Source organism: Propionibacterium acidifaciens (assembly GCF_003798325.1).
Lineage (GTDB): Bacteria > Actinomycetota > Actinomycetes > Propionibacteriales > Propionibacteriaceae > Propionibacterium > Propionibacterium acidifaciens.
In genome coordinates this window covers 221,816-235,240 of record NZ_CP033719.1, presented here as the reverse complement: position 1 = coordinate 235,240, position 13,425 = coordinate 221,816, and the positions used below count along the sequence as shown (strand labels likewise).

The following is a 13,425-nucleotide window of genomic DNA, read 5'->3' as shown; positions in this document are numbered from 1 at the left end:
CCGTTGCCGGGCCCGCAGCGGGCCCGCGCACCGGTGGTGGGCGATGAGCAGGCTCTACCACGAGCCGCCCGCGTCGGCCCCCGCGAGGAACGAGCCCCGCGGGGCGATCGGCCGCATCAACCGCGTCCTGTCCTGGGCCTCGCGCAATCCCGTCGCCGCCCATCTGTGGCGCACCAACGACCGCTTCAACAACCGCCTCGGCAACCAGTTCGCCGGCGGCATCACCTACTTCAGCGTCCTGGCCGTCGTGCCGGTGCTCATGTTCGCGTTCAGCGCCCTGGGCTTCGTCCTCACGCGCATCCGCCCCGCCTGGCTCGCCCAAGTGAAGTCCGTCATCACCCGCAACGTCTACGCGGGCCCGCTGCGCGACACGATCCTCACCTACGTCGACCAGTACCTCTACAACTGGCAGGCCGTCGGTCTCGTCGCCCTCGTCGTGGCCCTGTGGGCCGGCGGCGGCTGGGTGGGCAACATCAAGAGCGCCATCCGCGCCATGTGGCGGCCCGAGTTCGACATGGACGAGAACAAGCACTTCTTCTTCGTCGAGGTGCTCATCAACATGGGCCAGCTGATCGGCTTCATCGTGCTCATCCTGCTGGCCTTCGCGGCGAACACCGTCTTCATCACCTGGGGCGAGGATCTCGTGAGACTGCTGCCGTTCGACGCCCTCGGTCTGTCGAACTGGCTCGTCCGGCTCGTGTCGGCATCGGTCTCGCTGGCCTCCGGCTGGCTGCTCTTCTACGCCTTCTTCACCGTCCTGCCCGCCGACAACAAGGCCCCGCGCCGTTCGGTGCGCCGAGGCTCCCTCATGGCCGCCGTCATGTTCTGGATCCTCCAGGCCGGCGCCGGCACCCTCGCGAGGATGTTCGCCCGGAATCGCAGCGCGGCCCTGTGGGGCGCCTCCTTCGTCGTGGCGCTGCTGTTCCTCAACCTCTTCGCCCGGCTGATCCTCTACGTCGCGTGCTGGATCGCGACGGCCAACCAGCCGGCGGTCGCCCGGCGCTGGAGCGACTTCGACCAGCCGCTGCGCCACCGCGACGACGCCGTCACCGTGCCCGGCCACTGGGACGCCGCCGACGAGGACCACGCCCGCCGCATGGCCGAGGAGGGCGCCGATCCGGACGTCGCCGCCCGCCGCACCACCGCCCAGGCGCTCGACACCGTCATGGGCAGCCTCATGTCGGGGCTGGGCGGTCCGCCCGCCGACGCGTCGACCCGCCGCACCCCGCTCGTCATCCGCCAGACGCGGCGCGGCGCGGTGCGGCGCCGGAGCGGCCGGCGGGGCCCGGTCGAGCCTCCCTGGACCGTGCCCGAGCCGGCCCGGCGCCGGCGGGTCCCCGGCCGCCACTGGCTGAGCGGGTTGGCGGCCGGCCTGGGCGCCGGGACGCTCCTGTCCCGGCTCGCCGACCGGCTCCTGGCGCGTCACCGGGGCGGGGGAGCGAGCAGCGGCGCGGACCGCGCCGCGCAGGGGCGCGAGGTCGATCGTGCCGCGCCGGGGCGCGGGGCCGACGGGCCCCGGGACGCTCAGACGGCGAGCGCGAGGACGAGCAGATAACCCAGCCCCGTCAGCTCGATGAGCGAGCCGAAGGTGTCGCCGGTCATCCCGCCCAGACGGGTCAGCAGATGGCGCTGCCACAGCGCCTCGACGAGCCATGCGAACGCGCAGGCGGCGACGGCCGCGAGCCCGGTCCGGGCGCCGAACAGCAGCCAGCCCCCGGCGGCCGAGACGACGAGCACGCCGGCCAGGTCCAGGACCACCGCGACGGGCGTCATGAGATCGGCGAAGAGCCGGCCGAGACTGCTCGTCGGGGCGCACGGGACGCCGCGCCTGGTGGCCAGGACGGCGGCCGTGCGGCCCACCATCGGCATCGTCGCGAGCGCCCAGAGGCAGCGCGGGCCCGCCAGGCGCGGCGAGGCCGCGGCCGCGATCTCCAGGACCAGCACGAGGATGATCGCGACGACGCCCATCGGACCGATGTCGGAGCGCTTCATGATGCGCAGCGCCTCCTCGGGGGGTCTGCGCGAGCCCAGCCCGTCGGCCGTGTCCGCCAAGCCGTCCAGGTGGAAGCAGCCGTTGGCCGCCGCGAGCACCGCCAGGGCGCCCGCCGTGGCGAGCAGCCTGCCGCCGCCGAGCAACTCGACGAGGGCGGCCGTGGCCGCGGCCAGCACGCCCAGGCACAGCCCGATGAGGGGGATCATCCGCATCGCCCGGGCGCAGGCGGGACGGCTGAAGTCGTCCACCCGGGGCGCGGGGACGATGGTGAACATCGCCCAGGCGGTGACGAAGCCCCCGGACATCAGGCAGGCCCCCCGCCCGCCAGGCCGTGCGCGGTCGTCGTGGCCGGCAGGTCGAGGGCGCGCCCGGCCACGCACAGGACGACCCGCTCGCAGGCGTCGGCGACGGTCGCGTTGAGGACGCCCAGCCAGTCGCGGAAGCCGCGGCCGCCGGCGTCGGCGGGGACGATCCCCGCCCCGACCTCGTTGGTGACGAGCACGACGGTGCGCCGGCTGGCGGCCAGGGCGGCGGTCAGCGCGTCGACGCGCTCCCGCACGAGGGGCCCGGCCGCGTCGCGGTCGGCCCAGAAACCGGTCCCGTCGAGGACGCGGGTCAGCCACACGCCGAGACAGTCCACGAGGACCGGAGGGCCGTCGGCGGCCAGCACCCCGGCCACGTCCATCGTCTCGACCGTGCGCCAGTGGGCGGGCCGACGGGCCACGTGGGCGGCGATGCGGGCCATCCACTCGGGGTCGCCCTCGTCGCGCTCGCTCGTGGCCACGTAGTCGACCGCCGGCGCGCCGGCCAGCAGCGACTCGGCGTAGCTCGACTTCCCCGAGCGGGCCCCGCCCGTGACGAGGGTGCGCCGACCTCCGACCGGCTCGTGGACGACCCGGGCGCCGAACGCCTCCAGCGCTTCGACGAGGGCCGCCGTGCGCGGGTCGTCGTCGGGCAGCTCGACGGCGAGGCGGCTCATGACTCCTGCTCCGCGCTCACCCGGCCGTCCGAGAAGTGTGACATCTCCCGCATGATCCGGGCCGCTGCGGTGAGCACGGGCAGGGCCAGGGCGGCGCCGGAGCCCTCGCCCAGACGCATGCCGAGCCGGATGATCGGGCTCAGCCCGAGCCGCTCGATGGCGACCGCCAGGCCGGGCTCGGCGCCGAGGTGCCCGGCGAACAGATAGCCCCCGGCCTCGGGGGCGAGCGCGACGGCCGCCAGCGCGGAGGAGACGGCGATGACGCCGTCGAGGACGACGGGCACCCGCGCGGCGGCGCCGCCCAGGACGAAGCCCGCCATCGCCGCGTGCTCGAGGCCGCCGACGGCCGCGAGCACGCCGAGGGCGTCCAGGGAGGCGACGTCGTTGACGGCCAGGCCCTGCGCGACGGCCCGCGTCTTGCGGGCAAGCATCTCGTCGTTCGCGCCGGCGCCGCGGCCGGTGACGGTCTCGGGCGAGCCGCCGGTGTAGGCGGCGATGAGGGCCGCCGCCGGGGTGGTGTTGCCGATGCCCAGCTCGCCGGGGGCGAGCGCCCGCGCCCCGCCGTCGACGGCGTCCAGGGCCGCCCGGACGCCGATCTCGAGGGCGCTCGTGGCCTGCTCGCGCGTCATCGCCGGGCCCCGGCTCAGGTCGGCGGTGCCCGCTGCGACGCGACAGTTGACGATGCGCTCGCCCTCGGGCAGCTCCTTGAGGCCGCCCACGTTGTAGAGACGGTAGTCGGCGCCGGCGTGGCGGGCCAGGACGCTCACCGAGGCGCCGCCTCCGGCCAGGTTCACGCCCATCGAGTAGGTGATCTCCTGGGGCCACGGCGAGACGTGATGGGCCTGCACGCCGTGGTCGCCCTCGAAGACGCCGACGAAGCCGGGGGAGGGCAGCGGCGGCGGGCACTGGCCGGAGATGGCGCACAGCTGCACTCCGAAGGCCTCGAGGTCGCCGAGCGAGCCGGGCACCTTGGTCAGGTCGTCCTGCCAGGCCAGGGCCCGCTCCCGGGCGTCCTCGTCGACCGGGACGATCCGTCCGATCGTGCCCTCCAGCAGTTCACCGCTCATGATGCGCTCCATCCGATTCGTGGTTGTGTCCGTGGTCGTGGTCCCCGCCGCGGCGGGCGGCGAGATGCTCGTCGAGGGCCGTGACGAAGGCCCGGCTCGTCCCGGGCCCGCGCACGGCCAGGCGCAGCCAGCCGGGCCCCAGTCCCGGGAAGGACTCGCCGCCGCGCACCGCGAACCCGGCGGCCCGGAGGTGCGCGCGCAGCGGCTGGGGCTCGTAGTCGCGCAGATCGGCCAGGACGAAGGGCCCGGCCGGCTCCGGCACGGTGCGCACCCCGATCGAGGCGAGCCCGTCGACGAGGACCCGCCGGTCGGCGGCCGTGGCCCGGGCCTGGGCGTCGGCGAGCGCGACGGCCCGCGGCCCGCTCGTGGCCAGCGCCGCGTCGAGGGCGGGCGCCGAGACGGGCCAGGCGTGCTGGTGGGCGGCCAGGGCGGCGATCAGCACGGGGTCGCCGACGACGTAGCCGATCCGCACGCCGGGGATCGACCAGGTCTTCGTCAGCGAGCGCACGACGAGCACGCCGTCCATGTCGGGGCCGATGAGAGAGGCCGGTTCGCCGGGCACGGCGTCCATGAAGGCCTCGTCGACGACGAGGATGCGTCCGGGCCGGCGCAGGGAGCGCAGCGCCTCGGCCGGGTGCAGGACGCTGGTCGGGTTCGTCGGGTTGCCGACGACGACGAGGTCGCTGCGCGGGTGGACGCGCTCCGGGTCGAGGGTGAATCCCTCGCCTGCGCGCAGGACGACGCGCCCGACCGGGTGGCCCCGGGCGCGCAGCGCCACCTCGGGCTCGGTGAACTGGGGGTGCACGACGGCCGCCCAGCGCGGTGCGAAGGCGGCCGCGATGAGGGAGAAGGCCTGCGAGCCGCCGGCCGTGACGAGCACCTGCTCCGGCGCCACGGCATGCCGGGCGGCGAGGGCCAGGCGGGCCGGCCCGGCATCCGGGTAGCGGGCCCAGCCGTCGGTGCGGGCGGTGAGCTCGCGCACGAGCCAGTCCGGCGGGGCCGGGGCGTGGACGTTGACGGCCAGGTCGGTCGCGCCCGGCACGTGGTCCCGGTCGCCGTGGTGGCCCAGGTCGGTCACGCCGGGCAGCGTGCCGCGCCGGGCGCCGACGGCCCGCCCGACGGGACGGCCGGAGAACGCCGCGGCGGCCGCGGCGAAGCGCTCGGCGAGCCGGGGACAGCCCGCCCAGTGCAGGTGCTGGTAACTGGCGTGGACACTGGCCTCCCCGCCCGCCGGGGCGGCGACGACGCCCTCGCGGCGCTGCCCGCCGACGGTCCAGGCCGGTGTCAGAGGGCCGGCGCTCCCGCCGGGCTCGACGTCGGTGCGGTGGAACTCGTGGGCGCGGACGGTCTCGCCGGCGCGCAGCAGGAAGCTGTCGGCCGCGGCCGTCGCCTCGTGGTAGCCCATCGTCAGGCGCGGGGTCATCGCCGCGTCGAGGTCGAGGGCCCCGGTCATCGCCAGGCCGTCGAGGCTGCGGCACAGGTACAGCAGGCCGGCGCACTCGGCGACGACGGGCATGCCCCGGTCGACCGCCGCCGCGATCCGGGCTCGCAGGGGGCCGTTGGCGGCCAGCGCCGTGGCGTGGATCTCGGGAAAGCCTCCCCCCAGGTAGATGCCGGCCGTGCCCGGCGGCAGCTGCTCGTCGTGCAGCGGGTCGAAGGGGACCACCGTGCAGCCCGCCGCCTCGAGCAGCTCGGCGGTCTCGGCGTAGCGGAAGGTGAAGGCCCGGCCGGCGGCCATGGCGATGACCGCGCCGGCGCCGACCCGGGCGAGCTGCTCGGCCGGGTCCCACGGCGCGTACGGCAGTGCGGGGGCGGTCGACGCCAGCCCCAGCACGGCGTCCAGGTCGACGTGCTCGGCGACGAGCCCGCCGGCCCGCTCGACGAGGGCCCCGGCCCGTTCGCCCTGCTCGTCGGCGGTGACCAGGCCCAGATGGCGAGAGCCGACCCGGACCCGGTCCCGGGCGGGGATGCGTCCGAGGACGGGCAGCCCGAAGCGGGCGCAGCCGGCCTCGATCTCGTCGGCGACGCGCGGGCTCATCACCCGGTTGAGGATGACCCCGCCCACCGTGACGCGCTCGTCGAAGGCGGCCATGCCGGCGCAGACCGCGGCGCTCGTGCGCGAGGCGTGCGAGGTGTCGACGACGAGGACCACCGGGGCGCCGAGCTCGCGCGCCACGTGGGCGGTGGAGCCGAAGCCCACCGGGTCGTCGGTGCCGTCCGGCCAGGGGCCGAGCCTGCCGTCGAACATGCCCATGACCCCCTCGACGACCGCCGCGTCGGCCGGGGCCGGGGTCAGCGCGCCGTGCTCGAACAGTGGGACGATCCGCTCGGTGCCGCACAGCCAGGGGTCGAGGTTGCGGCCGGGGCGCCCGCAGGCCAGTGCGTGGTAGCCGGGGTCGATGTAGTCCGGGCCCACCTTGAAGCCGGTCACCGCCGTCCCGCGTGCGGCCAGCGCGGCCATGAGGCCGATCGCCACGGTCGTCTTGCCGGTGCTCGAGGCGGGCGCGCCGATGACGACGCGGGGGATCGCGAGGGTTTCGGGCCGGTTCACCATTCGATGCCCGCCTGGCCTCGTTCACCCTTGTCGTAGGGGTGCTTGAGCTTGTCCATCGAGGTGACCAGGTCGGCCGCGTCGATGATCTGCCGGGGGCAGCGGCGTCCGGTGATGACGACGTGCTGGACGCCCGGGCGCCCGGCGAGGAGGCGCGCGGCCTTGTCCGGGTCGACCCAGCCCTTGTCCAGTACGTGGGCGAACTCGTCGAGGATGTACAGGTCGTGGGCCTGCGCCCCGAGGAGGGCGCGCACGTGCTCCCAGCCGGCGCGCGCCATGGCGGCGTTGTCGGCCGGGTCGGCGCCCCGCAGCCAGCTGCGGCCGCGCCCGAAGCACTCCCATGTGACGGGCCCGCCGACGCCCTCGGCGTCGTGGAGGGCGCCGAGCCGCTCGTAGGCGAGCCGTTCTCCGGTGGGCCACCTGCCGGACTTGATGAACTGGAAGACCCCGATCGACCAGCCGCGCGCCCAGCCCCGCAGGCCCATGCCGAAGGCCGCCGTGGACTTGCCCTTGCCGTCGCCGGTGTTGACGATGAGGCGGGCCCTGCGGCGCAGCTGCGCGGTGCTCGGCCGGGCTGCGGCGCCGGTCCCGGCCGTCGCGTCGCCGGTCGTCGGGCCACCGGTGCCGGTCATCGGGCGCTCTCCTTCGCCAGCGCGAGCAGGGCGTCGACGTCGAGGTGCTCGGTCATCGCGTCGGCGAGCGTCTCGATCATCCGCTCGCGGCGCTGCGCGTAGCCGTCGGCCCGCTCGTCGGGGCTCCAGCCGGAGCCGGTGAGGGCCGCCACCTCGGACAGGAGGGCCCGGCGGAAGTCGTCGTTCTCGAGGCAGCCGTGCAGCATCGTGCCCCACGTGTTGGCGCTGCGCACGCCGTCGAGGAAGGGCTCGCCGCCGTCGATCCGGCACCGGCCGTGGTGGATCTCGTAGCCGGTGACGGCCGTCCCCCGATGGTCGTGGGTGGCCACCCGGACGGTCTTGTCGTCGTCGAAGAGCACCCGCACCGGCAGCAGGCCCAGGCCCGGGACGAGGCCGGAGCGGGACTCGACCCCGTCGTCCAGCTGCTCGGCGAGCATCTCGTAGCCGCCGCAGATGCCCAGCACCGGTCGGCCCTGCGCGTGGCGGCGGACGACGACCTCCCCGAGGCCGCGCCCGGCCAGCCAGGCGAGGTCGTCGACGGCGGCGCGGGAGCCCGGCAGGACGAGCAGATCGGCCCGTTCGGCCACCCGCGGGTCGTCGGTCACCTGCACGTCGACGCCGGGCTCGGCGGCCAGGGCCTCGACGTCGGTGGCGTTGGAGATGCGGGGCAGGCGGACGACCGCCACGTGGAGGGCGCTCCGCCCGGGGTCCTCGTCGCGGGCCCAGCGGTCGACCCGGAGGGAGTCCTCGCCGTCGATCCACACGTCGGGCAGCCAGGGCAGCACGCCGTAGTCCCTCATGCCGGTGCGCCGGTCGATCTCGTCGAGGCCGGGGTCCAGGATCGAGGCGTCGCCGCGGAACTTGTTGATGACGTAGCCGCGCAGCAGGGCCCGGTCGGCCTCCTCGAGCAGGGCCCAGGTGCCGTACAGGCAGGCCAGGACGCCGCCGCGGTCGATGTCCCCGATGATGACGGTGGGCAGGGTGAAGCGCCTCGCCAACCCCATGTTGACGTAGTCCCCGGAGCGCAGGTTGATCTCGGCCGGGCTGCCGGCGCCCTCGCAGAGGACGAGTTCGTGGCGGGCGGCCAGGTCGGCGTAGGCGTCGAAGGCGGCCTCGGCCAGGCGGCGGCGCCCGGTCGCGTACTCGCCGGCGTCGAGCTCGCCGGCGGGCGAGCCCATGAGCACGATGAAACTGCGCCGGTCGGTGCCGGGCTTGAGGAGCACCGGATTCATCCGTGCCTCGGGGACGACGCCCGCGGCGGTCGCCTGCAGGTACTGGGCGCGGCCGATCTCGGCGCCGTCGGGGCAGACCATCGAGTTGTTCGACATGTTCTGCGACTTGAAGGGCACGACGTCGATGCCGCGCCGGGCGGCCACCCGGCACAGGCCCGTGACGAGGGCGGACTTGCCCGCATCCGAGCTCGTCCCGGTCATGAGGAGACCACTCATGGCTGTCCTTTCCGATGACGTGCGCGCCGACGCCGGGTCCGGCCGGAGGCGACGGCACCGAGGCCGGCCAGCGCGCCGGCGGTGCCGCTGACCAGGTGGACGAGCCGGGCGGCGGCGCGCACGGCCGCACCGTCGGGACGGGGCCCGTCGCCGAGCAGGCCGCGGTGCTCGACGCGCCCGCCGGGGTAGACGTTGCGTCCGCCGAGCCGGACGCCGAGCGCGCCGGCCCAGGCCGCCTCGCACCAGCCGCCGTTCGGGCTGGGGTGGTCGGAGGCGTCCCGGACCATGACGCGTCCCGCCCGGCGGGGGTCGCCGCCGACGGCAGGGGCGAGCAGACAGGCCAGGGCCCCGGTGAGACGGGCGGGGACCAGGTCGAGGGCGTCGTCGAGGCGGGCCGAGGCGGTGCCGAAGCGGGCGTGGCGCTCGTCGCGGTGACCGACCATGGCGTCCAGCGTGTTGACGGCGCGGTGGACGAACATCGCGGGGACGCCGCCGACGGCCCCCCAGAACAGCGAGGCGACGGCGGAGTCCGCGGTGTTCTCGGCCATCGACTCGACGGCGGCGCGGGCCAGCTCGGGCCCGTCCAGCGCGCTCGCGAGGCGCCCGCACAGGTGCGGGAGCTGCGCACGGGCCCCCACCAGGTCGTCGTCCTCGAGCCGCTCTGCCATCGTCCGGCCCTCGCGGGCCAGGGAGTCCGCGCCGACGACCGTCCACGTCGCGAGGCCGGTGACGGCGGCGCGCGCGAGGACGCCGCGGCGACCGAGCGCCTCCAGGGCGAGGCCGGCCGCCGCGGCGGGCGCGCAGGAGACGAGGCAGTAGGCGGCGCCGCGGGCCCGGGAGTCGGCCCACATGCGGCGCTCCAGCCAGCCGGCCCAGCGCCCGAACCAGGCCACCGGGTGGCGGGCGTCCGGCGGGTCGGGGACGAGACGGTCGGCGACGACGCCGGCGACCAGCCCCAGCCCCCGGCCCGGACCGCCGAGCGGCGGGGGGAGTTCTCGACGCATCCGCCCGGTCATGGCCGCCACGCTCCGGTTAGGCTGCCGGCATGAGGCGTGGGCGTGTGGAGTTCGCACTGGTGCGGCACGGCGAGTCCGAGGGCAATCTCGGCGGACGCGTGCTCGGCGGGCAGCTGGGGCCCGACCTCACGGCCCGCGGCCGGACCCAGGCGCGTGCGGCGGCGCGGGAGCTCACCGACTGGGGAGCCGACGCCCTGTGGAGCTCCGACATGGTGCGCGCCCGTCGGACAGCCGAGCAGATCGCCCTGCGGACGGGGCTGCCGGTGAGGACGACGGGGCTGCTGCGCGAGCAGAACCACGGGCGCTTCGACGGCGCCGAGCCCGGGACGCTCGTCGCCGAGAAGACACCGCCGGGCCTGGACGTCACGGAGGTGCGCTGGGGCGGAGGGGAGTCGATCGTCGACGTGTACGCGAGGCTGCGCGTCTTCTGCGAGCAGATCGCCGCGGGGGCCGCCGAGCGCGTCATCGTGGTAGGCCACTCCGACATGGGCTGCTGCTTCACCTCGATGCTCGCCGGCCTCGACCACCGCCGGGTGCGCTGGAACCGCCTGCACCACGGCCAGGTGGCCTATCTGAGCTGGGTGCCCGGGCAGCAGGCGCTGCCCGTCTGAGAGGGCCGGCGGCCGCCCGCCCGGGGGCGGGACCGACGGGGGCGCGGGCCGCCTGCGCAGGGCGCCCGCGCATCGGGTGCGATCGTCGATCACCGGGCCGTCCTTCGCACAGCGGGGTCGGGAGGAACGGCTCGGGCCGCTCTCCTCGACCGGGAGTCGATTGCCGCCGCGTTCAGGCGACCGGGCTCGGGGCCCGGGGGCCCCATCACCGTTGCGGGACAGCGCCGGATTCGCACCGGCTTCGCTGGGAACGCGGCATCAGCCGTCGCCGGCTGACCAGACAGACCTTAGTACACCGCGGGCGGGCCACAAGGGCCCGGTCATCCGAGCGGTGCCGGCGGTCTGCGGGCCGTCCCGGGTTGCTCAGGCGCGCTCGGTGGTGACGCCCAGGTCGCGCAGGAAGTTCGAGGCCCACTCCTCGATGTCGTGCGTGAAGACCTGCTTGCGCATCGCCCGCATGCGGCGTGCGTGGTTGGCGAGGTCGTCGCCGCTGGCGCGCAGCAGCTGGTTCTTCATGCCGTTGAGGTCGTAGGGGTTGACGAGATAGGCCTGCTTGAGCTGGATGGCCGCGCCCGCGAACTCGCTGAGCACGAGGGCCCCGGCGTCGGAGTCGTGCGCGGCGATGTACTCCTTGGCCACGAGGTTCATGCCGTCGCGCAGCGGGGTGACGACGGCGACGTCGGCCGCGCGGTACATGGCGGCGAGGGTCGTCTTCGGGTAGCTGGAGTGGCGGTACTCGATGGGGCTGCGGCCGATGCGTCCCACTGAGGAGTTGATGCGCCCGACCATCTCGTCCAGCTGGGAGCGCAGCGCCTTGTACTGCGCGACTTTCTCGCGGGTCGGCGTGGCCACCTGGAGGTAGACGTTGCGCTCGGGGTCGAGCTGGCCGGAGGTGAACAGCTCGCCGAAGGCGCGCACCCTCCGGCGCAGGCCCTTGGTGTAGTCGAGCCGGTCGACGCCGAGGAAGATGTGCTCGGGGTCGCCCAGGTCGGCGCGCAGCTGGGCCGCCTCCTCGCGCACCTGCGGGCTGCGCGACAGGTTGAGCATCTCCTGCGCGTCGATGGAGATCGGGTAGTCGCGGGCGATGACCATGCGCCCGTCGGGCAGGTGGATCTCGCCGCGGCGCGGCCGCCCGCTCGTGATCATGCGGGACAGGCTCGTGAAGTTGTGGGCGGAGTTGGCCTCCTGGAAGCCGATGAGGTCGGCGCCGAGCAGGCCCTGGATCACCTGGGCGCGCCAGGGGAGCTGCCGGAACAGCTCGGACGGCGGGAACGGGATGTGGAGGAAGAAGCCGATGCGCAGGTCGGGGCGCATCTCGCGCAGCAGCTCGGGGACGTTCTGCAGCTGGTAGTCCTGGACCCACACGGTGGCGCCGGGGGCGGCCACCTCGGCGGCCGCGGCGGCGAAGCGCTCGTTGACCCGCATGTACGACTCCCACCACTCGCGGTGGTACTCGGGGTGCGCGACGCAGTCGTGGTAGAGCGGCCAGAAGGTGGTGTTCGACATGCCCTCGTAGTACTCGGCGACCTCCTCGGCGCTCAGCGGCACGGGGTGGACGCCGAAACCGTCGAAGGCGAAGGGCTCGATGGTCTCGTCGGCCGAGCCACCCCAGCCCACCCAGGTGCCGCCGTGCTCCTTCATGACGGGGATGAGGGCGGTCACGAGGCCGCCGGGGGAGGCCGCCCAGCCCTGCGAGCCGTCGTCGTTCGTCCGGCGGTCGACCGGCAGGCGGTTGGCGACGACGACGAACCGGGCGTCACCCCGAACCCCCATGTCGGCCGGACCCGCCGTGGCCGGAGCCGGGGCGCTGCTCACAGGGCTGCTCGTCGGGCCGATTGTCATTGCGAAGACCTCCCTGGCTTCAACCGCTTGGGCCCAGGATACAAGTCCCTCGCCAGATCCCGTTCCCCCGAAGCCCGGACGGACCGGCCGGCGGCGCGTCGGCGCCCTCTCTGGCACAGTGGTGCCATGAGCGCTCAGCAGTTCCCGAATCCCCTTGTTCAGCCTCGGACCGACTGGGCGCGGCGAACTCGGGCGGAGATTCTCGCCTCACCAGGGCGTTCGGTGCTCTGCCTCGACTTCGACGGCACGCTCGCTCCGATCGTCGAGCATCCCGAGGACGCCCGGCCGCTTCCGGCCGCACTGGACGCCGTCGACGCGCTGGCCGCCCGGCTCGGCTGCATCGCCGTCGTCACCGGCCGTCCCGTGCGCACGGTCCTGGAGCTGGGCGGCCTCGACCGCCTCACGAATGCGCGGGGGCTGCGCGTCTACGGCCAGTACGGCGCCGAGCGCTGGGACGGCGCGAGCGGCCGGGTCGTCGCGCCGGATCGGCCGGCGAGCATCGGACAGGCCGTCGAGCGGATCGGCGCCCTCGTCGAGGGGGCGGCCGCCGCCGGCGAGCCGGTCGAGGGCGCGCGCCTGGAGGACAAGGGCCTCGCCGTGGGCGTTCACACCCGCTCGTGCGCCGATCCGGCCGCCGCCCTGGGGGCGCTCGAGCCGGGGCTGCGGGCCCTGGCCGACGAGCTGGGGCTCGTCGTCGAGCCCGGCCGCAACGTCGTCGAGCTGCGCTCCAGCGCCCTGACCAAGGGCGACGCGGTGCGCGGGCTCGTCGGCGAGTTCGAGCCGACGGCGCTGGCCTTCTGCGGCGACGACGCCGGCGACATCGCGGGCTTCGACGCGGTGCGCGCCTGGCGCGGCGAGGGTCGTCCTGGGGCGGTGGTGGTCTCGGGCTCGGTCGAGGTACCCGTCCTGGCCGAGCGGGCCGACGTGCTGTGCGCCGGGCCGGCCGGGATCGCCGCCTGGCTCGGTTCCCTGGCCGACCGGCTGGCGGCCGGCGGACCGTCGTCGATCGGCTAGCCTGTGAACCGCCCGGCCGGGCAGGGGGCGTTAGCTCAGCAGGTCAGAGCAGGGGACTCATAATCCCTGGGTCGTGGGTTCGAGCCCCACACGCCCCACCGCCGCGCGGTCGGTCCGTTCCACGTGCCGTGCCCGCCGGCTCGACCGTCCCCGTGGCGGCAGGTGCCGAGTGACAGCAGGTGCCGGCCGCCGGGGCGGCGTTCGGAGGCGGCCCTCCGGAGAGCGCCCGGCACCCCGGTTCGTCCCCTGAATCCTTCCGGGGCGCCGAGCGC

The 13,425-nt window shown here is 75.3% G+C and carries 11 protein-coding genes, 1 tRNA gene and 1 riboswitch; of the genes, 4 read left to right on the top strand and 8 right to left on the bottom strand.

Features of this window, described 5'->3' with window-relative positions:
- Window positions 1-43 precede the first annotated feature (43 nt).
- On the top strand, window positions 44-1,555 hold the full coding sequence (locus tag EGX94_RS00985) for a YihY/virulence factor BrkB family protein (protein WP_123825785.1): 1,512 nt from the start codon (window positions 44-46) through the stop codon (window positions 1,553-1,555).
- Here the strand turns inward: EGX94_RS00985 and EGX94_RS00980 are convergent.
- The 7 genes from EGX94_RS00980 to cbiB are packed head-to-tail and all read right to left on the bottom strand — an operon-like array spanning window position 1,525 to window position 9,674.
- Window positions 1,525-2,298 (bottom strand): adenosylcobinamide-GDP ribazoletransferase, encoded by a 774-nt coding sequence (locus EGX94_RS00980; protein WP_021796916.1) that lies wholly within the window; start codon window positions 2,296-2,298, stop codon window positions 1,525-1,527. The two genes, EGX94_RS00985 and EGX94_RS00980, sit on opposite strands and share 31 nt — an antisense overlap.
- Window positions 2,298-2,972 carry a bifunctional adenosylcobinamide kinase/adenosylcobinamide-phosphate guanylyltransferase gene (locus EGX94_RS00975; RefSeq protein WP_021796915.1) on the bottom strand — a complete coding sequence of 225 codons (675 nt, stop codon included), beginning with the start codon at window positions 2,970-2,972 and terminating at the stop codon, window positions 2,298-2,300. The genes EGX94_RS00980 and EGX94_RS00975 overlap by 1 nt, the downstream gene beginning before the upstream one ends.
- A complete protein-coding gene (gene cobT / locus EGX94_RS00970; RefSeq protein WP_021796914.1) occupies window positions 2,969-4,039 on the bottom strand; it encodes a nicotinate-nucleotide--dimethylbenzimidazole phosphoribosyltransferase in 1,071 nt (356 codons plus the stop codon). The genes EGX94_RS00975 and cobT overlap by 4 nt, the downstream gene beginning before the upstream one ends.
- Window positions 4,029-6,593, bottom strand: coding sequence for a cobyrinate a,c-diamide synthase (locus EGX94_RS00965; protein WP_123825783.1), 2,565 nt, complete (start codon window positions 6,591-6,593; stop codon window positions 4,029-4,031). Before EGX94_RS00965 ends, cobT begins: the two co-directional genes overlap by 11 nt.
- Window positions 6,587-7,222, bottom strand: coding sequence for a cob(I)yrinic acid a,c-diamide adenosyltransferase (cobO, locus tag EGX94_RS00960; protein ID WP_021796928.1), 636 nt, complete (start codon window positions 7,220-7,222; stop codon window positions 6,587-6,589). The genes EGX94_RS00965 and cobO overlap by 7 nt, the downstream gene beginning before the upstream one ends.
- The gene (locus EGX94_RS00955) at window positions 7,219-8,670 is read right to left on the bottom strand and encodes a cobyric acid synthase (RefSeq protein ID WP_028706607.1); all 1,452 of its coding nucleotides are present in this window, start codon (window positions 8,668-8,670) and stop codon (window positions 7,219-7,221) included. Before EGX94_RS00955 ends, cobO begins: the two co-directional genes overlap by 4 nt.
- Window positions 8,667-9,674: an adenosylcobinamide-phosphate synthase CbiB gene (gene cbiB, locus EGX94_RS00950; protein WP_051245487.1), complete on the bottom strand. Its 1,008-nt coding sequence runs from the start codon at window positions 9,672-9,674 to the stop codon at window positions 8,667-8,669. The genes EGX94_RS00955 and cbiB overlap by 4 nt, the downstream gene beginning before the upstream one ends.
- A gap of 41 nt (window positions 9,675-9,715) precedes the next feature.
- On the opposite strand from cbiB, the gene EGX94_RS00945 reads away from it, so the two are divergent.
- Window positions 9,716-10,297, top strand: coding sequence for a histidine phosphatase family protein (locus EGX94_RS00945; RefSeq protein ID WP_081707256.1), 582 nt, complete (start codon window positions 9,716-9,718; stop codon window positions 10,295-10,297).
- A gap of 117 nt (window positions 10,298-10,414) precedes the next feature.
- A riboswitch (cobalamin riboswitch) is annotated at window positions 10,415-10,592 on the bottom strand.
- Between the two features lie 68 nt (window positions 10,593-10,660).
- Here the strand turns inward: EGX94_RS00945 and EGX94_RS00940 are convergent.
- The gene (locus tag EGX94_RS00940; RefSeq protein ID WP_043119901.1) at window positions 10,661-12,070 is read right to left on the bottom strand and encodes an alpha,alpha-trehalose-phosphate synthase (UDP-forming); all 1,410 of its coding nucleotides are present in this window, start codon (window positions 12,068-12,070) and stop codon (window positions 10,661-10,663) included.
- A 195-nt stretch (window positions 12,071-12,265) separates the two neighbouring features.
- Here EGX94_RS00940 and otsB point away from each other — a divergent pair, with 195 nt between their 5' ends.
- Window positions 12,266-13,153, top strand: coding sequence for a trehalose-phosphatase (otsB, locus tag EGX94_RS00935; RefSeq protein WP_043119897.1), 888 nt, complete (start codon window positions 12,266-12,268; stop codon window positions 13,151-13,153).
- Between the two features lie 24 nt (window positions 13,154-13,177).
- Window positions 13,178-13,251: transfer RNA gene (locus tag EGX94_RS00930), tRNA-Ile, on the top strand.
- The last annotated feature ends 174 nt before the right edge of the window (window positions 13,252-13,425 follow it).

Excerpts from the sequence above, each read along its gene's own strand:
- otsB (WP_043119897.1), top strand. The coding sequence starts at position 12,266 with ATGAGCGCTCAGCAGTTCCCGAATCCCCTTGTTCAGCCTCGGACCGAC.
- EGX94_RS00975 (WP_021796915.1), bottom strand. The coding sequence starts at position 2,972 with ATGAGCCGCCTCGCCGTCGAGCTGCCCGACGACGACCCGCGCACGGCG.
- EGX94_RS00980 (WP_021796916.1), bottom strand. The coding sequence starts at position 2,298 with ATGTCCGGGGGCTTCGTCACCGCCTGGGCGATGTTCACCATCGTCCCC.
- EGX94_RS00940 (WP_043119901.1), bottom strand. The coding sequence starts at position 12,070 with ATGGGGGTTCGGGGTGACGCCCGGTTCGTCGTCGTCGCCAACCGCCTG.
- cbiB (WP_051245487.1), bottom strand. The coding sequence starts at position 9,674 with ATGCGTCGAGAACTCCCCCCGCCGCTCGGCGGTCCGGGCCGGGGGCTG.
- cobT (WP_021796914.1), bottom strand. The coding sequence starts at position 4,039 with ATGAGCGGTGAACTGCTGGAGGGCACGATCGGACGGATCGTCCCGGTC.
- EGX94_RS00965 (WP_123825783.1), bottom strand. The coding sequence starts at position 6,593 with ATGGTGAACCGGCCCGAAACCCTCGCGATCCCCCGCGTCGTCATCGGC.
- EGX94_RS00985 (WP_123825785.1), top strand. The coding sequence starts at position 44 with ATGAGCAGGCTCTACCACGAGCCGCCCGCGTCGGCCCCCGCGAGGAAC.
- cobO (WP_021796928.1), bottom strand. The coding sequence starts at position 7,222 with ATGACCGGCACCGGTGGCCCGACGACCGGCGACGCGACGGCCGGGACC.
- EGX94_RS00955 (WP_028706607.1), bottom strand. The coding sequence starts at position 8,670 with ATGAGTGGTCTCCTCATGACCGGGACGAGCTCGGATGCGGGCAAGTCC.
- EGX94_RS00945 (WP_081707256.1), top strand. The coding sequence starts at position 9,716 with ATGAGGCGTGGGCGTGTGGAGTTCGCACTGGTGCGGCACGGCGAGTCC.